21 protein-coding genes are annotated in these 23468 nt (G+C 41.8%); 15 read left to right on the forward strand and 6 right to left on the reverse strand.

Going from position 1 to position 23468, the window contains the following annotated elements:
* Positions 1 to 7 precede the first annotated feature (7 nt).
* From BN2425_RS00940 to BN2425_RS00955, 5 genes are all read left to right on the forward strand, one after another.
* Positions 8 to 559 carry an ECF transporter S component gene (locus tag BN2425_RS00940; RefSeq protein ID WP_042454095.1) on the forward strand — a complete coding sequence of 184 codons (552 nt, stop codon included), beginning with the start codon at positions 8 to 10 and terminating at the stop codon, positions 557 to 559.
* A 3-nt stretch (positions 560 to 562) separates the two neighbouring features.
* Positions 563 to 1537 carry a P1 family peptidase gene (locus BN2425_RS00945; protein ID WP_042454097.1) on the forward strand — a complete coding sequence of 325 codons (975 nt, stop codon included), beginning with the start codon at positions 563 to 565 and terminating at the stop codon, positions 1535 to 1537.
* A 222-nt stretch (positions 1538 to 1759) separates the two neighbouring features.
* Positions 1760 to 3283 (forward strand): amidase, encoded by a 1524-nt coding sequence (locus BN2425_RS00950; protein WP_154663436.1) that lies wholly within the window; start codon positions 1760 to 1762, stop codon positions 3281 to 3283.
* Positions 3284 to 3384: 101 nt separating this feature from the next.
* Positions 3385 to 3531, forward strand: coding sequence for a hypothetical protein (locus BN2425_RS22665; protein ID WP_195891879.1), 147 nt, complete (start codon positions 3385 to 3387; stop codon positions 3529 to 3531).
* A 260-nt stretch (positions 3532 to 3791) separates the two neighbouring features.
* Positions 3792 to 5012 (forward strand): SEC-C metal-binding domain-containing protein, encoded by a 1221-nt coding sequence (locus BN2425_RS00955; RefSeq protein ID WP_042454100.1) that lies wholly within the window; start codon positions 3792 to 3794, stop codon positions 5010 to 5012.
* Between the two features lie 101 nt (positions 5013 to 5113).
* Here BN2425_RS00955 and BN2425_RS00960 read toward each other — a convergent pair whose 3' ends face one another.
* Positions 5114 to 6340: an L-lactate MFS transporter gene (locus BN2425_RS00960; RefSeq protein WP_042454102.1), complete on the reverse strand. Its 1227-nt coding sequence runs from the start codon at positions 6338 to 6340 to the stop codon at positions 5114 to 5116.
* 41 nt (positions 6341 to 6381) lie between these two features.
* Positions 6382 to 8109, reverse strand: coding sequence for a ubiquinone-dependent pyruvate dehydrogenase (poxB, locus tag BN2425_RS00965; RefSeq protein ID WP_042454104.1), 1728 nt, complete (start codon positions 8107 to 8109; stop codon positions 6382 to 6384).
* A gap of 168 nt (positions 8110 to 8277) precedes the next feature.
* On the opposite strand from poxB, the gene BN2425_RS00970 reads away from it, so the two are divergent.
* Together BN2425_RS00970 and BN2425_RS00975 are read left to right on the forward strand one after the other, a co-directional pair.
* Entirely contained in the window at positions 8278 to 9042 is a 765-nt protein-coding gene (locus BN2425_RS00970) for a hypothetical protein (protein WP_074432992.1), read from the forward strand.
* The gene (locus BN2425_RS00975; RefSeq protein ID WP_042454106.1) at positions 9039 to 9413 is read left to right on the forward strand and encodes a DUF1801 domain-containing protein; all 375 of its coding nucleotides are present in this window, start codon (positions 9039 to 9041) and stop codon (positions 9411 to 9413) included. Before BN2425_RS00970 ends, BN2425_RS00975 begins: the two co-directional genes overlap by 4 nt.
* A gap of 66 nt (positions 9414 to 9479) precedes the next feature.
* On the opposite strand, the gene BN2425_RS00980 is transcribed toward BN2425_RS00975, so the two are convergent.
* Positions 9480 to 10277: a Cof-type HAD-IIB family hydrolase gene (locus BN2425_RS00980; RefSeq protein ID WP_042454108.1), complete on the reverse strand. Its 798-nt coding sequence runs from the start codon at positions 10275 to 10277 to the stop codon at positions 9480 to 9482.
* 294 nt (positions 10278 to 10571) lie between these two features.
* Here BN2425_RS00980 and BN2425_RS00985 point away from each other — a divergent pair, with 294 nt between their 5' ends.
* Together BN2425_RS00985 and BN2425_RS00990 are read left to right on the forward strand one after the other, a co-directional pair.
* Entirely contained in the window at positions 10572 to 11567 is a 996-nt protein-coding gene (locus tag BN2425_RS00985) for a macro domain-containing protein (protein ID WP_042454110.1), read from the forward strand.
* Positions 11568 to 11643: 76 nt separating this feature from the next.
* Complete coding sequence (locus tag BN2425_RS00990) at positions 11644 to 12303, forward strand: vWA domain-containing protein (RefSeq protein WP_042454112.1); 660 nt, start codon at positions 11644 to 11646, stop codon at positions 12301 to 12303.
* A gap of 676 nt (positions 12304 to 12979) precedes the next feature.
* Here the strand turns inward: BN2425_RS00990 and BN2425_RS00995 are convergent.
* Positions 12980 to 14050, reverse strand: coding sequence for a BMP family lipoprotein (locus tag BN2425_RS00995; RefSeq protein ID WP_042454114.1), 1071 nt, complete (start codon positions 14048 to 14050; stop codon positions 12980 to 12982).
* 330 nt (positions 14051 to 14380) lie between these two features.
* Between BN2425_RS00995 and BN2425_RS01000 the strand changes: the two genes are divergently transcribed.
* Together BN2425_RS01000 and BN2425_RS01005 are read left to right on the forward strand one after the other, a co-directional pair.
* The gene (locus BN2425_RS01000; RefSeq protein ID WP_042454116.1) at positions 14381 to 14911 is read left to right on the forward strand and encodes a YsnF/AvaK domain-containing protein; all 531 of its coding nucleotides are present in this window, start codon (positions 14381 to 14383) and stop codon (positions 14909 to 14911) included.
* Between the two features lie 72 nt (positions 14912 to 14983).
* On the forward strand, positions 14984 to 15385 hold the full coding sequence (locus BN2425_RS01005) for a YsnF/AvaK domain-containing protein (protein ID WP_042454119.1): 402 nt from the start codon (positions 14984 to 14986) through the stop codon (positions 15383 to 15385).
* A 190-nt stretch (positions 15386 to 15575) separates the two neighbouring features.
* Here the strand turns inward: BN2425_RS01005 and BN2425_RS01010 are convergent, their stop codons facing one another.
* A complete protein-coding gene (locus tag BN2425_RS01010) occupies positions 15576 to 16475 on the reverse strand; it encodes a sulfurtransferase (RefSeq protein WP_042454122.1) in 900 nt (299 codons plus the stop codon).
* A 307-nt stretch (positions 16476 to 16782) separates the two neighbouring features.
* On the opposite strand from BN2425_RS01010, the gene BN2425_RS23275 reads away from it, so the two are divergent.
* Together BN2425_RS23275 and BN2425_RS23280 are read left to right on the forward strand one after the other, a co-directional pair.
* A complete protein-coding gene (locus BN2425_RS23275; protein ID WP_264757794.1) occupies positions 16783 to 17217 on the forward strand; it encodes an HAD family hydrolase in 435 nt (144 codons plus the stop codon).
* Positions 17189 to 17620, forward strand: coding sequence for an HAD family hydrolase (locus tag BN2425_RS23280; protein ID WP_264757795.1), 432 nt, complete (start codon positions 17189 to 17191; stop codon positions 17618 to 17620). The genes BN2425_RS23275 and BN2425_RS23280 overlap by 29 nt, the downstream gene beginning before the upstream one ends.
* 81 nt (positions 17621 to 17701) lie before the next feature.
* Here BN2425_RS23280 and BN2425_RS01020 read toward each other — a convergent pair whose 3' ends face one another.
* Complete coding sequence (locus BN2425_RS01020) at positions 17702 to 19186, reverse strand: aldehyde dehydrogenase family protein (RefSeq protein ID WP_042454124.1); 1485 nt, start codon at positions 19184 to 19186, stop codon at positions 17702 to 17704.
* Positions 19187 to 19474: 288 nt separating this feature from the next.
* Here BN2425_RS01020 and BN2425_RS01025 point away from each other — a divergent pair, with 288 nt between their 5' ends.
* Together BN2425_RS01025 and BN2425_RS01030 are read left to right on the forward strand one after the other, a co-directional pair.
* A complete protein-coding gene (locus BN2425_RS01025) occupies positions 19475 to 19690 on the forward strand; it encodes a YdbC family protein (RefSeq protein WP_154663437.1) in 216 nt (71 codons plus the stop codon).
* A gap of 636 nt (positions 19691 to 20326) precedes the next feature.
* Positions 20327 to 23458 (forward strand): lamin tail domain-containing protein, encoded by a 3132-nt coding sequence (locus tag BN2425_RS01030; RefSeq protein ID WP_042454128.1) that lies wholly within the window; start codon positions 20327 to 20329, stop codon positions 23456 to 23458.
* Positions 23459 to 23468: the final 10 nt, after the last annotated feature.

Raw genomic sequence — 23468 nt, forward strand, 5'->3', positions numbered from 1 at the left:
TAAAGAAATGAAAAAAACATTAACGGTTCGCGATATAGTTATTGCAGGTGTACTTGGTGCGGTAGCGATTCTTTTAGGGGTAACCCGGCTGGGCTATATCCCTGTTCCAACAGCAGCAGGGAATGCCACCATCATGCACATTCCCGCGATTATCGGGGGAATTATGCAGGGACCGGTTGTCGGGCTCATAGTGGGTGCCATATTTGGGATATCCTCCTTTTTGAATGCAACCGTTCCTCTATTTAAGGATCCAATGGTAGCCATTTTACCTCGTTTATTTATTGGGGTTGTTGCATGGCTGGTCTATGTTGGACTCCGTCGCAGGAACGAGTATGTTGCCATAGCGGTTTCAGCGTTTATCGGGACTTTGACGAATACAGTTCTTGTTTTAGTTATGGCTGTCATTAGAAACTACTTTACTGTAGGGGTTGCTTGGACCGTTGGCATTACCAATGGTATCCCTGAAGCAATTGTAGGGACCATCATTACTCTAGCTGTTGTATTGGCTTGGAAACAAATCGGGAAAAACCAAAAATCGAAAATCTCTAAGGATATGTAGGATATGCACCATCAAATCACAGATGTACCTGGAGTAAAAGTGGGCAATAAAGAAAATGAACAGGCATTAACCGGTTGTACAGTCCTTCTTTTTGAAGAAGGGGCGGTTGCCGGAGTGGACGTGAGAGGGTCCGCCCCCGGAACACGGGAAACTGATCTTCTGAATCCCGTTAATTTAGTGGAGAAAGTGCATGCCATCTGTTTAAGCGGCGGAAGTGCGTTTGGTTTGGATGCTGCGTCAGGCGTGATGCAATTTTTGGAGGAAAAAGGGATCGGTTTGGATGTGGGGGTAGCCAAGGTGCCAATTGTCCCGGCAGCTGTCTTATTCGATTTGGTATGCGGCAACCCAAAGGTCCGACCGGATAAAAAGATGGGTTATGAAGCAGCAAAAGCAGCAACAACTGAAAAGTTCGGTACTGGAAATGTAGGTGCAGGTTGTGGAGCTACTGTTGGCAAAATGGCTGGTCCAGAATTTTGTATGAAGGGCGGCCTCGGCAGTGCCTCGATTACTTTGGAAAATGGTCTTGTGATTGGAGCGATTGTGGCTGTCAATCCAGCCGGGGATGTTCGTGAAGCTTCCACGGATAGAATTTTAGCAGGACCCTATAAGGATGGGGAAATCCTTGATAGCCTCGAGCTTCTCGAACGGAACTATCATCCTCCTATGTCTGCAGGTTCTAATACGACGATTGGAGTGATTGCCGTGAATGCAGATTTAACCAAAGCGGAGGCGACGAAGGTGGCACAGATGGCACAGGACGGGTATGCCAGAACGATTTTTCCAGCCCATACCATGTTTGACGGGGATACGATTTTTGCTGTGGCCACCGGAGGGATAAAGGCCCCTGTTGACGTCATTGGCGCCCTTGCTGCGAAGGTCATGGAACGAGCGATTATCGATGCGGTTAAATCAGCTGAAAGTGTGGAAGGGATTAAAGCGTATAAGGATCTTTTTCATCAGCATAATCCGAAGCAGTGAAACATTCATAGACCCATTCGAAAGAACTGTTAGCAGATTGCCTTTTATTAGCGACCGAACTCTGGAGAAACTCGTGAGAACGGTAGCTAATAGCTTTTCCGCAACAGGACTCCGATCCGGTCGCTTATACCTATGAGTATTCCAAATAAGGAAAACAACAATATATTTCAATTAGAAAAAGAACTTTTGTGTTCCGCATTAAATGTGAAGGAGTGAAACTTTTTGAAAAAAGTCATGAGCTGGGATGAGTGGTCTAACCTGGATGCTGTTGGTCTCGCCAATTTAGTGCGGGAGGATCAGATTACTCCTACAGAAGTGGCTCAACAGGTTGCTCTCGCCATCGACGCCTTAAATCCGGAGATTAGTGCCGTCATCGAGGTGTTCGAGGATGCTGTTAATAACCCGATGAAAGACGGAACCAATCCCACCGGGGTTTTTGCTGGCATCCCATTTTTAATGAAGGACCTGGGCCCCACTATCAAAGGCCGCCTGCAAGAAATGGGTTCCCTGTTAATGCGGGGAAATCGTTCCTCAGACGATAGCTACTTAACTAAACGCATCCGCCAAGCAGGTCTCAACATCATTGGTCGGACCACCACACCAGAGTTTGGGCTCTGTAGTTCAGCCGAGAACCCGGACGTCTATGTGACGCGAAATCCATGGAATCTGGACTATACCACCTGTGGCTCTTCTGCTGGTACGGCGGCCTCAGTTGCCGCTGGGATTGTTCCCATTGGTCATGCAACTGATGGCGGAGGCTCGATTCGAATTCCTGCGGGTGTGAACGGCAACATTGGTTTGAAGCCTTCCCGTGGGGTGTTATCGGTAGCTCCCTATAGTTCGGACTTGATGGGAGTGGTCTCTGCCCAGGGCTGCCACACACGCACCGTCCGTGATACCGCTGCTTTTGTGGACAATTGCCGGGGTGGAGCACCTGGAGAGTTCATGCCATATTGGATTCCATCTGAGCCTTATTCGAAGCTCATTCAGAGGGATCCACAAAAACTGCGAATTGCCGTTTCCCATGAGTGGGGTGATTACCAGGCTACACCGCATATTGTCGCTGAATTGGAAAAGGCTGCTCGTTTCCTAGAGGAACTGGGGCATCATGTTGAGTGGGTGATTCCGGATATTGATTTCCGTGCCGCCTACAGGGCCCAAACTGAGTGTTATATCATGAATTTCACCCAAACTATTTATGGTCTATTGGAGTTAAAAGGATTAGAGCGTCCGCCTGCCGACCTAATTGAACCGATGTGTATTCGAGTCTGGGAAGAAGGGCGTCACGCTACCTATACGCAACGAGCCAAGATGCAAGGGGTGTTTAACGACACTTCTCGTAGACTGGCTGCCTGTTTTGAGGACTGGGACATTATCCTTACTCCAACAATGGCGCTGCCCACACCTTTGGTCGGGACGAGGGAGTATCTGACCATTAGTGATAATCCGTCCGTCTATGACTGGTTCGAAAATCTTTGGGGCATATTTTCTTATACACCAATTGCCAACCTCTGTGGCCTGCCGGGTATTTCATTACCGATGGCTGAGCTTGAGAACGGGTTACCGATGGGAATTCACGCTCTCACCAAGCAAGGAGAGGATGGATTACTGCTACAGCTGGGAGCCCAAATCGAACGCGCGCTCAATGGAAAATGGAACCACGGGCGGCGGCCGGCTGTACATGTGACATCAATTGATGCAATAGCGCAACAACTTTCGCCCTATACTGAATCTAAGGGACAATAGACAAGAATGATTACAGTTACTTGTGCCATTGTCATCTATAAAGAAAATTAGATTATAGCTTCGCTCCTATGTGAAATAATAACAAAAAAGGAGCGATGAAAATGAACGAAGAAAAGGAATACGTTGCAGCCGATTTGTCCTCTAATTTGATTAATGAAATAAAATCATTAGAAGAAAAATTGAGCGAGCAAGCACAAAAAGAAGTTGTCGTAATTGCCTACGAAAAAGAAGACTCACCAACAGAATGAAAAAACTAAAATAAAAAAATCTTGTTCACTAGCGAAGCTTTTAAAGCATCCACATAGAGGGATCAGTCTAATAATGGACCGGACATGTCACCACATGTTCGGTCTTTTTTCATTTTAACTAAGTACAAAATGAACGCATGGAATGAAGTAAATCATAAGTATATTATGTAAACAAAAGATAAATAAGAGCTTTACCCAATCAGGATATATATTATTTTGATATAATAAAACGAAACCAATCTTTTCCGAGGTGATTATATATGAATAATAGTAAAAACATTGAAAAGGAAACTTTTGAAAAATTGTTAGGTACAGTAGAAGAGTTAAGAGAGTCGACTCGGAAAACACAGCAAAAACGAGATTTAAAAACATGGAGCGACATTCCCATACCTTTAACGATCAAAGCTGCACTGACAAGACTATCAAAAGATGAATTGAGTGAGATTAGAAAACAATTAGAAATAAAAGGAGCCAGCCAGTTAAAAAAAGGGGAATTAATAGAATTATTGAGTAGGCAAATTCCACTTTCTCTTAAAAATATGTGCTTACATATGGACCAAGAGCGTTACAGTATCATCAGTAAGGCTATCCAAAATAAAGGGCAAATTCCAGCCCCCACTTTAGATGGTCATCAATTTGTATACTTTCGCAACATGGGAATCCTCTTTCCCGGTACTCATGAGGGTAAAAGGGTTTTGGTCATGCCTGAGGAAGTCCTTCAAAATCCCATTTTTCAAGAGAACAACAAGCAGCTCACATCCTACATACATCGAAATACGGAATGGATAAAGCTGACCCACGGATTCCTTTACTATTACGGGACTTTAAGCATAGAAGAATTATTGGATTTGCTCAAAAAATACATGAAAGAACCTGTTGATCGTGTAGAGTATTTATCCCTCATGAACTATGCCATAACTTACTATAAGCAAATGAATTGGGATAAGTCTGGATTGTCTTACATCAGAGTGTTTGACCCGGAAAGAGTAAAACGCGAGCACAAAATGAGAAAAGACGTGCAGTTTTTCCCGTTCTCTAAAGAACAATTATTACGTGCGGGAGAACCCCATTTTGTGGAACGGAATGAAAGCTATATTCATTTTGTCAACTTTTTAACAGCTAATTACGATATCAGCAGAGAGGAAGCTGATGGTATTGTGGAAGAATGTGTTTATGCAACAAACATTGGTGAGGAACCTGGCAAGATTTTTGAATTCTTGCAATCTAGACTTGAATTTGAAAGTATCGAAACGGTGAAGGGTTGTATGGACAAAGTCATCGATCTTATGAATAACACCAAACAATGGTTCCTCAAAGGGTATGCCCCTAAAGAGTTATCAGCACTAGAGAGAAAAAGTTTGCAGCCATCGCCGGGTCGAAAAGACAATATTATCGATATCACAACCAAAAAGAAAGTTGGGCGTAATGATCCATGTCCATGTGGCAGCGGCAAAAAATTTAAAAAGTGTTGTGGAAGATAGATAAGTATGTAAAAAAGGAAACTCGTACTAGGTGTGGGGTTTCCTTTTTTAATAGTTGTCATATTGCGTCCCTAGTTTCGGTCATTGTATAGGTCAAAGCGTTATACTAGACCTCCACGTACCTGCAGCTTCCGTTCTCGTTCTTCCTCTTTTCTCCGAGAAGGAGATTTAATAAAGAGGGCCAAAATAAACGATAAAGTACATAGAACGCCAATTACGATAAACGTCGGTTTAAAGCCTCCCATAAAATCCGCGATAAACGCACCAGCCAACGCACCAAGACCAAAGCCCTGATAAATAATCCCATAGTTTTTACTATGATTCTTTACTCCGTAGAAATCGCCCACAATCGCTGGAAATACAGTAATATTGCCGCCAAAACAAAAAGCAATACTTGCGACACAAACGAAGAAAATAATGTAATTCAAATGGATAAAACTAAGCGTCAAAACAGCTGCGGCAGTAATCAAAAATGCAGCTGCCACAATTTTCAGCCGGCCTATTTTATCGGAGAGAGTCCCCAGAATAATGCGTCCGATTGTATTGAAGATGGCAATCGCCGCTACCGCATTGGCCGCAGTCGTAGCGTTTAGCCCTACCATCTGGATGCCAATATCTTTCACAATGCTTATTAAATACAAACCGCTCATACAGGCAGAAAAAAACATAATGAATAGTAAATACGACTCTTTCGTGTGCAGCATTTGGTCAACAGAATAGTCATTTTTATTCGATTGAACTGTATCAGGAACGTTCTCCTTTGTGCCGGCATCCCGAAGCAGCAGCGCACCGAGAACAATCATGATGAAGGCAATGAGCCCCCAGTACAAGAAGGCCTGCGATACACCGGCAGAAGCGATGAGCCCACTGTTTACATACTTGAAAATTAGGCTTCCTACGCCATAAGCAGATACAGAAATTCCTGATATTAACCCTTTCCGTTCTGGAAACCATTTAATCAGATTAGACAATGAAGTAATATAGGCAATCCCGTCTGCAAAGCCGACGACAACACCGGCAAGCAGGTAGAGCATGAGCAGGGAGGCACTAAATGAATTGAGGATAAGCCCCATTCCCAGAACAATCCCTGCCAGAGTAGTGAGTTTGCGAATGCCCCATTTCTCTTGTAGTTTACCTGCGAACAAGGTGGAAAACGCCAGGGCAAAACTGGTGATCGAGAAGGTGATCGCAACGGAATTTAGATCCCAGCCGAATTTATTCACCAGCGGCTGATTAAATAAGCTCCATGTATAAATTGTACCAAGTCCCATCTGCACGATAATCGTACCCAGGACAATTAATAATCGATTGGGAGCTTTGTTTTTCATCAAGGTTTTTCCTTCCTTCTTTAATGTCGATTATTGGCTTGTTAGCGGAAGAGGTTCGTTTTGGCCAGATCAATAAGCTCGTTGCCGTGCCCATTCAGAACCGCTTTCATCATCCAAAGGCTAAAGCCATGCGCTTGTTCAAATGTGATTTTTGGCGGCATAGCCAACTCTTGGCGATTCACCACTACATCAACCAACACAGGTCCGTCTATTTGGAGGGCACGCCCAATCGCCTCCTCCAGTTCCGCAGGATCCTCGATTCGAATTCCTTCAATGCCTATTGCTTGCGCCACAGCTGCAAAGTTAGGGTTTTCAAGGTCGGTGCCTGTTTCCAGGAAGCCGGCTGCTTTCATTTCCAGCTCAACGAAACTGAGCGCCCCGTTGTTGAAGACGACCACTTTCACCGGCAATTTGTGCTGCCTTAAGGTGAGAATGTCTCCCATCAGCATGGCAAGACCTCCATCTCCGGAAAGGGAGATGACCTGACGGCCTGGCTGGGCAAGCTGTGCTCCGATCGCCTGTGGCAATGCGTTTGCCATCGTTCCATGATTAAACGAACCTAATAATCGTCTTTTCCCGTTCATTTGCAAATAACGGGCAGCCCAAAGTGTTGGCGTTCCGACATCGCATGTAAAGACGGCATCTTCGGTGGCTAAATCACTGATGACTTTCGTCAGATATTGAGGGTGGATCGGTGTACGCCCTGGTTTTCCGATGGCCAGTTCGTCCAAATCTTCGCGGACTTTACGATAGTGTTCTGTTAATTTTTTCAGGTGGCTATCATCACGTGATTCCGTCAAATAAGGTAATAGTTCCACAATGGTTGCCTTTACGTCCCCACACAGCCCATAGGTGAGATTGGTTCTGCGGCCGAGATGTCCAGGTTCAATATCGACCTGCAAAACGGTAGCGTCTTTTGGATAGAATTGCCTGTATGGAAAGTCGGTACCAAGCATCAGCAGCACATCGCATTCCTTTACAGCATGAAAGCCTGAGGCATAACCGATAAGGCCTGTCAGTCCGACAGAATATGGATTATCAAACTCGAGGTGTTCTTTTCCTCTTAATGCAATGACCATCGGTGATTGCAGTCTTTCGCAAAGCTGCATAAGTTCCGCATGAGCTCCGGCGCAGCCTGCTCCGCACAGCAGCGTGATGCGCTTGCCTTTATTCAAGTAGTCTGCCAGCTTCTGGATCTCCATTTCCGAAGGACGGATGACCGGCTTGGTTACGTGCAGGACATGTTCAGGCACAGGAGTATCGTCTGCTTCTAAGCCAGCGACGTCACCGGGTAGAACAAGGACGGACACACCTTTACGTGAAACGGCATTCTGCATGGCGACGACAACAGAGCGGGGCATTTGGTGAGAGGTGGTTACAACCTCGCAGTAATAACTGCAGTCTTTAAAGAGATGTTCAGGGCGTGTTTCCTGAAAAAAGTTAGTTCCAATTTCAAAGCTTGGAATGTGGGCTGCTATCGCCAGCACAGGAACCCGGTTGCGGTGACAGTCGTACAAGCCATTGATGAGGTGCATATTACCAGGGCCGCTGCTTCCGGCGCACACAGCAATGCTTCCACTCATATCCGCATCGGCACCAGCCGCGAAGGCTGCCACCTCTTCATGCCGAACATGAATCCATTCGATTTCCTTTGAACGACGGATTGAATCGAGTACAGCGTTCAGTGAGTCTCCTACAATCCCGTAAATTCTCTTTACACCTGCATTTAACAATGCTTCAACGAGTGAATCCGCAATGGTTCTTTTCATAATCTTTTCTCCTTTTTCATTTTTTTGTATTTTTACCATGGAACAGGGATTTATACTAGATTCCTTTTATGACTTACCTAGATTTATTCCCTTCATTTTTTTCCAAGAACGTTATAATGGTTTATGTTATAATTTGGTAAAATGAATGAGGCTTGTTAGGGGGAAAACATGAATTTTATAAAGAATCTAGTGATGTTTTCCATTATTGTTTTGTTAAGCTCATGTAGTAATATTGGCATTGATAATATAGGTGGTTGCCCTGATGCTGAAATAGAATGGGTAGATGTCGTCATGGTTAACGATATCAAGTACCAACATGACTTCCCGGACCAACCAAACGAGGAAGCTACACTTTTACTTGAAAAAGGAAAAGAAATCGCGAAAGTTACCTATAAGATGGCAGACCATGCTTGCAGTGACCACAAAATGAAAAATGGGGATGCAGCTTATTTAGAAAAAGGGACTCCTATATATGAGCTAAAAGGGTACCCATCGTCATTTATGATCTTGGCTGATGGCAAAGCATATGTAGCAAAACAAAATAAAACCGCCAAAACAGCCGGAGAACTCTACCCATTAAAAGGACTATTAAAAAACATTCATATCGAAAGCACAGAAGACGGCAGCCGAATCCATACCTTTTCTGCACAATCCACACAAAAATTCATTGATGAATGGTATCAATTAAAGCTAGAAGACCCCGAAGCATTATATAAAAAGGGGCGTTTAGAAGGGGAACGTGTATTTTTAGAAATGGAACTAAAAAACGCAGTATCGTTTAGACAGCTATATTGGATGGATTCAAACACATTTCATGTGGGAGTGGTTGGTAACAAGGAAATAAAAGAGATCATTTCAAACGAATACCACGGGTACCACGGGGACGGTTCTCATGGCTACATTGAACTACAAATGAAGGAGGCACGTTTGTGACAAATAAACTAAGAACAAACGAAAAGGTAGATCAATTGATTGCGAATTTTCCAGAACAAACGCATAACATTGTGGATTCCTTAAGAACCATCATTCTCGATTCTTCCCCCAAACTTATCGAAGAACTGAAATGGAATATGCCTAATTATTCCTATAATGGACTGGTGTGTTATATCCAAGCGGCAAAAAATCATGTGAATCTTGGCTTCTTTAGAGGGACAGAAATTCTTGATCAAGACCCAAACAAATTATTGCAAGGGTCCGCAAAACTGATGAGACATATTAAAATCAAAAAGCTGGAGGATATCCAACCAAAAACTTTTGCCTCACTGATTCAAGAAGCCGTGGCATTAAATGAGAAAGAAGAGTAGATGAAATACTAAAATGACAGGTGACCTTACACCTGTCATTTTTTATTCAGAGGTATTTTAAAAATATTATATTACAATTGATTTATAAGTTTTTAGTAGATACCGTTCAATAAACTCAGCTAATCCGTCATTTTCGTGGTGTCCGGTAACAAAATCAGCGGCATTTTTAACCACTAAGCTAGCATTTCCCATTGCCACACCCGTACCGGCATGGCGAAGCATCTCGATATCATTGGGTCCGTCTCCAATCGTTACAACTTCATTTGGATGGATTCGATAGGTGCGAAGCAGGCTTTTAATTGCAGACCATTTGGATACATTTGGCGCAACCAACTCAAACCCATCCTTCCAATTGATGACATCCGCTTCCTGTTTAAACATTGCGGAAAATTCGGGGCAGGGTGCACCTGTTCGAACACTATATTTAAGAACCCCTTGATAATCTGCCTGTCTTAAATCTCCAATATACCGCGGAGGAATGTTCCCAACCTTGGTCCAATAGTCGATTTCTTCATTTGTTTCCTGACAATAAACTCCATCTGCTGTATGAATAATGACATTACAAGGGTTTTTAGCAGTAAAATCGTGGAAGCGTTCTTCGTTGAGGCGGACTGTTGTCTTTTGAATTACTTTGCCTGTCTCGGCATCATGAATAACGGCGCCGTTCAAACAGATCATCGGAGTTCGTAATCCAAGTTCTTTATGGTAGGGAGTAGTTACTTCATAATGTCGGCCAGTTGCTAGAAAAACCTCGACTCCATGATCAATAAGCCTATTAATAGCAACCTTATTTCGGCTGGAAATCTGGTTTGAGGTTTTTAATAGTGTACCATCCATGTCAATAAATATTGCTTGCACCCTCATGTATTCTGCCTCCTCATTCGTTGGTACACCCATCATATCAACTGATTGTTAACGCCATGTAAACTCAGTGTACGGAATAAATAAAGTTTACGTTTTATTCAAGATAAAAATCTTAGAATCATACTTAAATACAATAGCATAATGTAAGTTGCAAATTTTGCCTCTGCCATCGGTTTCAATAATTTAGTAAAATAAAGGTACATTAAAGGTACAGTTTTCTTCTATTTATTATCAGTTACACTTAATAGTTTAAGTTGAAAAATTAAAAAGTTTATTACGGGAAGGAATAAGGACATGCCATTAGAAATTGTTCGCCAGGATATAACAAAAATGAAGGTGGATACCATTGTCAATGCAGCCAACACCGGGTTGAAAATGGGTGGAGGAGTGTGTGGAGCGATTTTTTATGCGGCAGGGGTAAGAGAACTGCAAGAGGCATGTGACAAAATTGGTGGTTGTAACGTAGGTGAAGCCGTCATCACAGACGGGTTTAACTTGGATGCCAAATATGTCGTTCATACTCCAGGACCGATTTGGCAGGGAGGAACCCAACATGAAGCTGATTTGTTACAGGCCTCCTATGCTAACTCTTTGGAACTGGCAAAAAATCATCAATGTGAGTCAATCGCATTTCCAATGATATCAACAGGTATCTACGGTTATCCGAAGGAGGAAGCCTTACAAATTGCGGTTTCCACCATTAGTGCCTTTTTATTAAAGGAAGACATGCACGTTTATCTTGTCGTTTTTGATAAAAAATCCTTCGGAGTCAGCCAGAAGATATTTGCATCGGTTCATCAATACATAGATGAACATTATGTGGAAGAGCTAGAGAGTGTGTTTCAATTTAATCGTTCCTTACCAAAGATGATGGAACCGATGCACGAAATTGACATGCCTGAGCCAAAAGAAGTGCAAAGTTCTTTAGACTTCATATTTGATCAAATGGATGTTTCTTTTTCCGAGAAATTGCTGCAAATGATTGATGCTAAGGGTATGACTGATGTAGAGACCTATAAGCGGGCCAATATTGACCGGCGCTTATTTTCAAAAATTCGCAACGCGGCAGATGATTACTCGCCTAAGAAAAAAACGGCCATTGCTCTAGCAATCGCCCTGCGATTGAACTTAGAAGAGACCATCGACTTGCTGACAGCAGCTGGTTATGCCTTGTCACACAGCAGCAAATTCGATGTGATTATAGAGTATTTTATCAAGCAAGCCAACTATAACATACATGAAATTAATGAAGTATTATTTACTTTTGATCAACCATTATTGGGTGCTTAAAATGTCGCTTTCAAAGCGACCTTTTATTTCTGATTCTTGATATCCTTTGTTTATAAAGAACGGAGGATGATAAACCATGAAAAGAGATTTAACAGAATTAGTGTTTATCTTAGACAAAAGCGGGTCAATGTCAGGATTAGAAGCGGACACGATTGGCGGATTTAATTCCATGTTGAAGAAGCAACAATCAGCCGAAGGGGAATCGGTGGTGACAACCGCATTATTTGATCATGGATATGAACTATTGCATGACCGAATTGACGTAAAAGGCATTTTGCCGATTACCGAAAAGGATTACCAGGTAGGAGGGACCACTGCTTTGCTAGATGCCATTGGTTTCACCATTCAAAAAATCGTCAATGTCCAAAAGCATACCAATGAAGAGTTGCGGGCGGATAAGGTCCTTTTCGTGATTACCACAGACGGAATGGAAAATGCCAGCCGTGAGTTTACTGCGGAGAAAATCAGAAAGATGGTCCAGCATCAAAGAGAGCAGTATGGATGGGAGTTCCTATTCCTTGGAGCTAACATCGACGCCATCTCGACTGCTGCGAAATTTGGCATCGATGAGGACTTTGCCGTGGATTACCATGCGGATGAAGCAGGAACACAATTAAACTATCAAGTCGTCAGTGAAGCAGTGAGCCATCTTCGCAGCGGCCAAAAAATCGACCGGAGCTGGAAGGAAGGTATCGAAAGGGACCATAATCGGCGTTCTAGAGATAAAAGAATGTAAATAGAAGGGGAGAACACATGGAATAGTATGATGTGTTCTCCTTTTCGCATGTTAAATAAGTAGTTTATTTATATTAATTCAGAAATTCCGATTTTACTATGGAATATGGGCTATTAAAACTAGAAGGATGTATCAGTATAGGGACAGTGAGCGAGCTTTGAAAGTCGAATCCGACATTGGATATGCTCCTCCTATTCGATTTAAATTCGAGCTTACAGAAAAAATAAAATAATAGAAATCATTTAAGCAATGAAAAAAGACCGCAATAGATTTGGGCGGTCCTATACTTAAATTTACAAGCAGTCGTTATTATCCAAAAAAGCAGATACTCACCTTTTTAAAACTATTTGTATGTTAGAGATGATAATCAGTAAAAATATGATACCTGTTGCTTTGCCATCAGGAGTATCTGTAATTATAAAATTATAAACCGCTATGAGTAACGCTAATGCTAGACATACTCTGCTTATCCAGTTTTTTGTCATCTTATTTCACCACTGTCTCCAAATCTAAGACGATCCAAATCTATTTAAAAACATTTATATAACTATTATTTTTTAGATGGTCTAGAAAACTTAATAAAAACTCCCAAACCAGCTAAGAAAAACAGTAAGATTCATCACATAAAAAAAGCCGATTCTCCTTAAGTTGGAAAATCGGCCTTGCTTTATGGATTTTATTTCACACTAAACGTTTTTAACTCATCTTTGGTTTCAGGAACATCTATAGCACCTGATTTAATTTTTTCAACCCATTCTTGTACTGCTGCATCAATATCTGCCTTGTTTGATACTTTATCATTGATCGGTGCAAGGCCTACCGCATCTTCCGACAATCCATATAATGTCACTTTACCGCCAGGGAATTTGCCGTCTTTCGTTTTTGTTGCTAAATCCTTAACCGCTACGTCAACTCGTTTTAAAGCAGAAGTTAGAACCACATTTTCACCCATATCGGCTTGGTCGCGGTCAACACCAATTGCCCAAAAATCTTGCTCCGGATTTTTGGCTTTCCGGTCATTGGCTTCCTTGAATAAACCAGCTCCAGTAGCACCAGCTGCGTGGAAAATCACGTCTGCCCCTGATGAATACATTTTAGAAGCGATTGCTTGGCCAACTTCAGCCCTGTCAAACGCGCCGGCATATTGAACGTCCACTTTTACTTCCGGATTAGCGGCTTTTACCCCAGCCTCAAAACCTACTTCGAAACGTTCGATTACAGAACTTTCCATTCCGCCAATAAAACCAACCTGATTCGTTTTGGTTGCTTTGGCAGCAGCTACTCCCGCAAGGAAACCAGCTTCTTGTTCTTTGAAAAGAATACTTGCTACGTTTGGCTGTTTTACTTCTGCATCAACGATGGCAAATTTCGCATCTTTTTGTTGAGTGGCAATTTCTTCAAGAGCTCCCGGCATTAAGAATCCAATTGCATAAACTAAGTCAAATCCTTGGCGTACAAGGGTATTTAAGTTTGTAGTATAATCGGCATCTGATTTGGATGCTAGATAATCATAACCGCCTTTCCCCTCTTTTAAGCCATTTTCCTTACCGAAGCTTTGGAGACCTTCCCAGGAAGATTGGTTAAAAGATTTGTCATCCACACCACCGATGTCTGTTACCATTCCGACTGAGAACGTGTTTGCATCGGCTTTGTTTTCTTTGTTGTCGCTACTTTTTCCACAGGCACCTAATAGTGTACCTGCTGCAAGTACAAGTGATAGTGCAAGACCAAGTTTACGCTTATTCAATTTAAGTTCCCCCTACGATGATTAAACTCTTGTTTATAAAATAAACAACTGTTTGTATTATAGCTCTTTAAAATTTTCGGGTCAACACTTTTGACTTTTTTATATGATCTCCGCTGTAGGGGGGCCTATCCACTTTCCTTTTTGATAACAGTTGTAGCCGCCCATTAAGCTGGTAAGGGCTTGAGCCTAATTTTCCCAAAACACTTTGCAAAAATTAACAACGTCCCTACAATTAATTTACTATAAAGGTACCGGTTTACTCACCTAAGTAATCGCAAGAATCCTCTATAATCGAATAAATCATGCTCAATCCGACCATTATATAAAGGATTGTTATTAAGATTAAAGGGGGATTTTTTATGGGAGCTTTTTAATTTCTTTGGCGATGACAAACAAGAAAACACCAATAATGAAAATAACTCAAGTGAGCAAACAACCAACTCAACATCCCAAACCAGTCAAGACGGGGGAACACTCCAGCTTCATAAAGAAGAGTTAGATGTCACAAAAAACAATGTGGATGCCGGTGAAGTAGTTCTTTCTAAAGAAGTTGTGGAAGAACAAAAAACAGTTGACGTTCCTGTCATGCATGAGGAAGTTGTCATCAAGCGAACTCCGTTAAACCAAAAGAGTAATGAATCGGTTAGCTCTGGGGAAACGATTCATATTCCTGTTAGCCAGGAACAGGTGCAAGTAAATAAGTACACGGTCGAAACAGAGGAAATTTCTGCTTCGAAACGCCAGGTGGAAGAAACACAACAAGTTCAGGAAACACTAAAACACGAAGAGGCACATGTTAATACAACAGGAAGTGTGAATATCGTTTCCGATGATACAGGTTTTGAAGATATAAATAGCTAGAAGAAAAGCGCCTTTTCGTTGTCCCTCAATGAAAAGGTGTTTTTTTACCAAGTCTCATCGGAAGGAGTGATTATGCTGCCTGAAAAACTGAATTCAACCAAAGAACGACAAGATGGTGTAACACTTCGGTTACATAAAGAAGAACTAGAAATAAGTAAAAAGCGGATAGAGACAGCAGATGTGAACGTGTATACGAACAAATATACCGAAGTAAAAGAAATTAAAGTACCAGTAACCCACGAAGAGCTAGTGATTGAAAAAAGAAACTTAAATGGAAAAAACGATGAAGAACCTGAAATCATTCGCATTCCTTTAAGTGAAGAAAGAATTGAAGTAACATTAATACCAACGATCCTCGAAGATGTGGAAATCCATAAGAAGCAAACAGAAGAGGTCGTTCGGCTAAATGAAACCTTGAAAGAGGAAATCCTTCACATCGGTACTGTTGGGGATGTAAAAGTAACTGGAGAATAGCAATACAAGATAATCAAAGAACAAATAACCCGAAAAACAAAGGTAGGCTCCCCTCACTTTTCCGGGTTATTTTTATGACCAAAGCGGCCATAGGGATTTGATTCCCAAGGGATATGAAAAAACTTTGAACGAAGTACTTGGTGGTAGGAAATAGCAAAGTCTCTTCCATCATAAAGCCTTAATTTCCTAATTAACTGCCAGTTATCAACGGGCAGTCAGGATCATTTGCCCACTCATTCATCGAACCGTCATATACGGCCACATTTTTTTGACCGAGAAAATTTAACAGAAGCGCATTCCAGGTAGCAGCAATCCCGCCTCCACAATAGGTAATCACTTTTTTGTTCGGGTCCAACGCACCCACTTTTTCAAAGGTCTCCCGCAATATGGAAATGTCGTATAATTGCCTTGTGTTCGGGTCGGCGTGACTTCCAAAGGGGACATTCACGCTGCTCGGAATATGGCCTTTTCGTGGATAAGTGTTGGTTTCGCCGCGGAAATCTTCGGGTGATAAACTATTGATTAGCACGATATTTTCATTATCCATGGCTTTTTTGACATCGTCCTTCGTTACCATTAGTTCTGGGCGGCGTTTACCGGTAAAATTGGCAGGAGGATAGTGTTCAGTCTCCGTTGTAATAGGCCGTCCTTCATCTTTCCATTTATGGTACCCGCCCTCCAGGACGGAAATATCATCAAAGCCTTCATATCGCAGCTGCCAAGCTAATCGGGAAGCCCATTGGTTAGCAACTACCGGGTTACCTACCAAAGCCCCTTGATCATAAATGACTACATAGGTGCCATCGCCGATCCCTAATTCCTCCATTTTTTTAACAAATTGTTCACGTGGCGGGACAGTCATAGGGAGCGGGGCCTTAGGGTCGGATAATTCATTCATCAAATCCGCAAACACCGCTCCAGGAATATGACCTTGATTATAGGCGTCTCTCCCTGACCACATGCCTACTTCTTCACCTTCTTTATCAGGAATTTTTAAAAAAGTGGTAGCGTCGACTAGCCTTAAATTTGGATCTTCTAACCGCTCCGCTAACCACTCTGTATTCACGATTAATGGATGCTGCTTACTCATTTTTTCCCTCCGTTTATCCTTTCATCAAAATCTTCTTGATTAAATTTTCCATAAAAATGAAAAGTATGAGTGCTGGTTTAGTTTAAAGAGTTTTTTTACTGGAACTTTTGACAATAAAGGAAAGCAGGTCTTATAATTATTATAATTCAAAATTTATATTTAATAGGATTGTTACTGACTTTTGCAGGCAAAACCTAAATCGCCCTTCGCACATTTGAAGGGTCGTTTAGGTTTTTTTATTTTTGAGGATTTTTTGCATACATAGCTTGTAGGGATTTAAAAGAAAAATAGGATAGAAGGTGTAATCGTGAAAAAAGCTATTTTCATAGATGTGGATGGTACCCTGGTTAATCAAAATGGTGTGGTTCCAGAATCCGCTAAATTTGCTGTTCAAAAAGCTAGAGAAAATGGTCATCTTGTTTTTATATGTACCGGTAGATCGAAAGCTATCCTATTTCCTGAAATTCTAGAAGTAGGGTTCGATGGTGTTATTGGTTCAGCAGGTGGCTATATTGAAATGAGAGATCAAATACTGTTCCATGAACGTGTTAAAAAAGAGGACCTTCAACATGCCTTAGATTTTTTTAATCAGCATGGAATTGATTTTAATTTAGAAGCAAATGAAGGAATATTTGCCGGTAGAAACAGTAAAAAGCGTATGAGAGACCTTATCGAAAAATTGGTAATGGAAAAACCTGAGGCAAAAGAAGAAATTGAAAAAGGGTTTTCTGCCATTTTATGATATGTTAATCGAGGGTGAAGAGCTTATTAGAGAAGATATAAATAAAATTTCCTTTTTAGGCTCCGATTTGCCATTTGAGGTGATAAAAAAAGAACTCGAAACGAGATTCACTGTCATCCCTAGTACGGTATCTTTTTTTGGAAACAATGGTGGAGAATTATCCATTCCTGGTATTCACAAAGCATCTGGCATTGAAAAGCTCCTTCAGCATTTAAAAATAGGTAAAGAAGATACTTTTGCGTATGGAGACAGTTTGAACGATTTAGAAATGATCGAATTTGTTCAACACGGTATTGCCATGGGCAACGCAAAAGAAGAGGTTAAGCAAGTAGCTGATGACATTACTAATTCACCTGAAGAGGATGGCATTTATAATAGCTTTAAAAAATATGGCCTGATTTAAGACATTGCAGCAGTATAAACAGAGACCATCCAAATGGATGGTCTCTGGATTACAAGCCGCTTCTAAAAGGGATTACATCTTCTACTTTAAAGAGACCCAAACGCTCTTTACTTCTGTATAGTTATTTAATGCATAAGATCCCATTTCCCGTCCAATTCCGGATTGTTTAAATCCACCAAACGGAGAAGCAGCGTCAAATGCATTATAACAGTTCACCCAAACGGTCCCAGCGCGGAGCTTACTGGCAATATAGTGGGCATTCGCTATATCGCGCGTCCAGACACCAGATGCCAAACCATATTCACTATTGTTAGCACGATTAATTAATTCATCTAAATCCTCATATGGCAAAGCAGAAATAACCGGACCAAAGATTTCTTCCTTGGCAATCGTCATTTCATCCCGTACATCCGCAAAAATAGTAGGGGAGACGAAATAACCTTCTTCTTGTGGCTTCGTACCGCCCACAACTAACTGAGCCCCTTCATTTATTCCTTTTTCAATATAGCCTAGTACACGGTTCTGCTGCTCGATGGAAACAAGCGGTCCAATTTCTGTATCTGCATGAATCCCGGCACCTTGCTTAATTTTACTCGCATGGCTGGCCATGTCAGCTACCACATTATCGAATTGTTTCTTTTGAATGAATACGCGTGAACCGGCACAGCACACCTGTCCTTGGTTGAACATAACACCATTCAGCGCACCCGGGATGGCTTTGGTTAAATCAGCATCCGGAAGAATGATGTTCGGTGATTTACCGCCAAGTTCAAGTGTTACGCGTTTCAAAGTTTTGGAGGCTCTTTCCATAATTAACTTTCCAACTTCAGTGGAACCGGTAAAGGCAATTTTATTAACTAATGGATGGTCAACCAACGGCTGGCCAGCCGTTTCGCCAAAACCAGGAACAATGTTTACCACACCTGCAGGGAAGCCTGCTTCCTGAATCAATTCAGCTAAGTAGAGTACAGATAATGGAGTTTGCTCCGCTGGTTTCAGGACAACCGTACACCCGGTTGCTAGAGCAGCACCGAGTTTCCACATTGCCATAAGCAGCGGGAAGTTCCAAGGGATAATTTGGCCAACGACGCCCACTGCTTCATGACGAGTATAGTTTAAGAATGGTCCATTCACCGGAATGGTTTGGCCAACAATTTTGGTAGACCAGCCTGCATAGTAGCGCATATGCTCGACTGCCAGTGGAATGTCCGCATTGGTTGTTTCCCGGATTGGCTTGCCGTTATCCAAAGTCTCAATTTGCGCTAGTTCTGCACTGTTTTCTTCCATTAAGTCAGCAAGTTTATACATAAGTCTGCTCCGCTGGGCGGCACTCATTTTTGACCATGGTCCTTCATCAAATGCTTTGCGGGCCGCCTTTACAGCAAGATCAATATCTTCAGGGCCAGCTTCGTAAACTGCAGCTAATACTTCACCAGTTGCGGGGTTGTAAGTATCGAAGGTTTTTTGTGATTGACTCTCTACAAACTCACCATTAATAAATAGCTTTTTCTTACCAGTTAAAAACCTTTCTACTTTTTCCCTTAAACCAACTGTTAATTGACTCATAAAATTCCTCCTCAAAATAGTAATCTATGTATTTCGTGATGGAAAAATTGAGTAAAGCGTATTAGCGCTCACAAAAAAATGGTAACATTTTAAAAAAAGGAATACAATAAATATCCATATAAATATTCTGACAATTCGGTTAAAAACCTAACAAAACTTAACGAAACTTAACAAAACACAACAAAATATTGGTAGGGTAATAATCTAACCATGCCACAATTTCTATGAAAGTATGGATAGGTTTACTTTGGGAAATAATGAATGGTATTTGAATTAGGAGGCAGGATGATGGCAGAGATTAAATTTGAAATTCATCAAACGATTGCTGTGCTTTCCGAATCTGCAAAAGGTTGGAAAAAAGAGCTCAACTTAATTAGTTGGAATGGGCGAGAACCGAAGTATGATATTCGGGATTGGTCAGAGAACCACGAAAAGATGGGGAAGGGTATTACTTTCACAATGGAAGAACTACAAAAATTAAAAGAGGTAATAAATAATTTGTGAGGCTGTTTTCGTGGATATTGTTGTTTTCTGAATTGAAATACGGATAGAGTGCGTCTTTTAATACTCGTTATCTAATTAGGGTATAATCGACCGGACTTGAGTTCTGTCACATAAAGCTATTTGCTACTGGTCTCGTGGCTTTTCAAAGAGTTCGGTCGTTAATAAAGTCTATTAGCTACCGTTCTCGCGATGTTCTCGAGAGTTTGGTCGCTAATAAAGTCTATTAGCTCCGTTCTCGCGTTGTTCCCGAGAGTTCGGTCGTTAATATTAAACTATTAACTACCGTTCTTACGATCTTCTCGAGAGTTTGGTCGCAAATCTGCTTAAAAGGAAACTTGCACAAATGAATCGTATTGTGCAGGTTTCCTTTTTTGTTGTTTATTCTAAAAAGTTCATCCATTCCTTTCTAGGTAAATGTAATTATTTTTCATATAAGAAATTTGGTTTTTAAATAGGGATATATTCATAGTTTCCTAAACTAATAAAAAATGTGTAAAAATATTCCATAGTGAAGTCAAAAAAAACCACAGATTTTCAAGTTTTCAGCTATTAGAGTAAAAAAGAATGGATATTTGACGGTTTTAAGATAACCGAAATTGTTTCCATCACCAAATAAAAAAAGGAGGAGGAAGAAACATGGGTACCAAAATGGTTCGAGGCTTTTTTACAATACTTATGGCGGTGCTTCTGGTAGTCAGCAGTTGTAACCTTGGCTCTATGGTTAAGGCGGCAGGTGAACCACTGAGCTTGATCATTACCAAAGTCGTCGTGGATACCGACAGCTACGAAGGAAGAACAGATGCCTATGAACTGGTGGAGATCCATAATCCCACAGCTTCGGCAATTAATGTAAGCGGCTACAATTTAGCGTTCTCTAGTTCAGACACTCCATGGTCATTAGGGGACCACACGATTCCTGGTGGGGGGTTCATGTATGTGTGGCCAAAGCAGGATAATAACACGGTAACCGTTGAAGGGTACGCTGAATTTTGGCATCTGAAGGAAGGCAGTACCATACAAGCAGTGACATTTGGGGGGATGAACGATGTTGGCCCGCGGACATTGACGATTCAGGATCCTGATAAAAACGTAATCAGCACTGCGACCTATCCAGAAAACCAGTTTGCTAGAAATAAAGCGTTTATTTTTGGTATTCCGGAGGATGGAAGCAACAAGCTCACTCTGCTTGGATCCAAACAAGATGTGGTCCCTGGAAGTGCTGGCCTGCCGCCAGCCGCACCAAGCTTGATTATCAATAAAATTGTCCCATTTACAGATAGCGCAAACAGAAGTGACGCTTATGAAATGATCGAAATCTACAATACTACCAATCAAGATATTAATTTAGACGGTTATGTGGCCGATTATTCCTCTGATGACGATGATTGGCCACTGGGAACTCACACGATTCCGGCCAAAGGCTTTTCCTACCTCTGGCCAAAGCAGGACAATAACTTAGTGACGCTTGGCGAATACGCAACATTTTGGAAAATAGACGAACTCCAAGTTCAAACCATCACTTGGAATGGACTGAACAATGCAGGTCCGAGGACGTTAGACATTAAAGATCCTGAAGGAAATATCATCTGCTCTGCCACCTATCCAGCCAATTCTGCTGCATTGAATAAAGCGTTTATATTCGGGATACCGGATGATGGCACCACTAGTCTAAAATTACTTGGAGTAAAGCAGGATGTTGTCACCGGGACCTATGGTCTCCCTCCGGAACGGGATGAAGAACCTGAACCTATCCCTAACCCATACGCTGTCCATGTAACGGTGAAAAATCAAGTGACAGGCAAATCGCCTGAATTGGTCGGTTTGGTTCAGGGGCATTACATGCCTGGAACAAATACGAAGCAATGGGTGGAATATTCAGGGATCAATGCCATGCGTGTCTGGACGCGTACTAATAATTACACCTCCATTGAAGATGTCAATCAGGATGATTCTGTGACCACTTTAGCGGCCTTCGAAGCAAAAAAGTCACAACTAAGAGCCAATCCGGAAGGTTCCAATTTTATTAAGTGGGACAATCTGGACTATCGTTTCAAAAATACTGTTGACACGGAAACGAACAATTTTGTACTCGATCCAATGTTAAAAGATTTGAACGATCTGAAGATTAGGATTTATGCGCAAACCTCTTTGTCCTCTTTCTTTAATGATACGGTCACCAAAGGAAATATAGTAGATTGGAAGTCTGTCTGGGAATCCTGGCAGCGTTATTATGCCATGGTGTTTTTGATGGCAAAAAACTATGACGTGGAGAATTATAGCTTTGCAAATGAACCTGACTGGAGACCTGCCGACAACGGTGTAACAATGGAGAATTACATTCTTGGTTTGCAGGTTACTTCCGATGCCGCAAGAGCTGCGATTTCCGATGTCAACCGAATTTACGGAAAATCACTAAAGGCAGAAATTACGGCACCAGTACTTGCTCAAGATGCTACCTCTGCCTGGGGACGGATTCCCATGCAAAAGATTAGGACTGATTATGCTGGCCGGACAGTTGAATACAACATTTTCGATGTGTTTGCCAAGCATCGATATAATGTTACGGCTGAAACGTTTACAAAGGATATCCAAAATATGAAAGCGATGATGGCTCAAGAGCATCCGAAAGGTGAAACGCTTCCGATTGTTTATACCGAATTTGGACGGCATACGGCCAATATGTATTCCCAAATTGACGCAACGATGGATACCCCTTATGTCTATTCAGACCTTGCTGCCATTTATGGTGCCATGGCGAAGGAAGGCATCAAGGGCATGATTGGGCAAAAATTCAGCAACACGGATAAATCAGGCGGGGTCCCTGACTCCCAAGCCTATATTGGGGCGAAAGGCGGCCACTATGATGTCGAAAACTTCGTTGGCACAGATGTCACGAAAAGAGGCTCACTCGACATCATGGGTTCCCGTAAAGGCGGTGAAACGTACCGCTTATTTACAAAAGCGTTTAAGGACAGCAACGATCTGCTCGCTTCTGAAATTTCAACGGCTAGTGAAGAAAAAACCTACAACGTCTATACCGCATATGACGCAGAGGATCAGAATTACTATATATGGTCTGTAAGCACACACAAAAACAATATCGATGTCAGCTTAGATTTGTCGGAATTAGATGTGAGTAAGGACACAGTGATTACCGTTGAAGAAGTGAGTGAACATCATAACGGGGGAGTAGTGGACCGAATAAAAGTGACGGACCCGTCAAGTATTCAACTGACTCACAGTCCGCAAAGCGTGAAGTTGATTACGATCCCTAAGGGAGAATTGAAATTTAAGACGGATAAGCCAGAAAAGGTATCAAGCTTAAATCCGATTGTCAGGATTGAACATCGCCAACAGGATAAAGGAATTGGTTATGTACAGTTTAATACCGCCCGTTTGAATCAAAACGCCAATCGTGCTGTTTTATGGGTAAAAGGCCAAAATCCTTCCGGCGATCAAGACTTCAAACTTCATGTTTATGCGGTTAATAACGTGAAATGGCATGGAAATGGCAAGGTGCCGGAGATAAAAATTGACGATAATGGCAGAGTGGAACCGACACCAGATACGCACGTGGTTGGTACCTTGACCTATAGCCAAGAAAACAAATACGCCGGTGTAGACGTCGCACCTTTCCTAAACAAATACCGAGATAAAAACGTTACCTTCGTCTTTATTCGAGAAAAAATGACACCTACAGACGATTTTGACAACAGCTATGCAGAAATAGATTTAAGCAGTATCTACATGGAAATCACTGCACCATAATATTGAGAGG

The organism is Neobacillus dielmonensis (assembly GCF_000612665.1).
Taxonomy (GTDB): Bacteria; Bacillota; Bacilli; order Bacillales; family Cytobacillaceae; genus Neobacillus; species Neobacillus dielmonensis.

Bases quoted from the DNA above. Each gene is read 5' to 3' on its own strand.
- BN2425_RS00940 (WP_042454095.1), top strand. From the start codon at position 8: ATGAAAAAAACATTAACGGTTCGCGATATAGTTATTGCAGGTGTACTT.
- BN2425_RS00945 (WP_042454097.1), top strand. From the start codon at position 563: ATGCACCATCAAATCACAGATGTACCTGGAGTAAAAGTGGGCAATAAA.
- BN2425_RS22665 (WP_195891879.1), top strand. From the start codon at position 3,385: ATGAACGAAGAAAAGGAATACGTTGCAGCCGATTTGTCCTCTAATTTG.
- BN2425_RS00955 (WP_042454100.1), top strand. From the start codon at position 3,792: ATGAATAATAGTAAAAACATTGAAAAGGAAACTTTTGAAAAATTGTTA.
- BN2425_RS00960 (WP_042454102.1), bottom strand. From the start codon at position 6,340: ATGAAAAACAAAGCTCCCAATCGATTATTAATTGTCCTGGGTACGATT.
- poxB (WP_042454104.1), bottom strand. From the start codon at position 8,109: ATGAAAAGAACCATTGCGGATTCACTCGTTGAAGCATTGTTAAATGCA.
- BN2425_RS00970 (WP_074432992.1), top strand. From the start codon at position 8,278: ATGAATTTTATAAAGAATCTAGTGATGTTTTCCATTATTGTTTTGTTA.
- BN2425_RS00980 (WP_042454108.1), bottom strand. From the start codon at position 10,277: ATGAGGGTGCAAGCAATATTTATTGACATGGATGGTACACTATTAAAA.
- BN2425_RS00985 (WP_042454110.1), top strand. From the start codon at position 10,572: ATGCCATTAGAAATTGTTCGCCAGGATATAACAAAAATGAAGGTGGAT.
- BN2425_RS00990 (WP_042454112.1), top strand. From the start codon at position 11,644: ATGAAAAGAGATTTAACAGAATTAGTGTTTATCTTAGACAAAAGCGGG.
- BN2425_RS01005 (WP_042454119.1), top strand. From the start codon at position 14,984: ATGCTGCCTGAAAAACTGAATTCAACCAAAGAACGACAAGATGGTGTA.
- BN2425_RS01010 (WP_042454122.1), bottom strand. From the start codon at position 16,475: ATGAGTAAGCAGCATCCATTAATCGTGAATACAGAGTGGTTAGCGGAG.
- BN2425_RS01020 (WP_042454124.1), bottom strand. From the start codon at position 19,186: ATGAGTCAATTAACAGTTGGTTTAAGGGAAAAAGTAGAAAGGTTTTTA.
- BN2425_RS01025 (WP_154663437.1), top strand. From the start codon at position 19,475: ATGGCAGAGATTAAATTTGAAATTCATCAAACGATTGCTGTGCTTTCC.
- BN2425_RS01030 (WP_042454128.1), top strand. From the start codon at position 20,327: ATGGGTACCAAAATGGTTCGAGGCTTTTTTACAATACTTATGGCGGTG.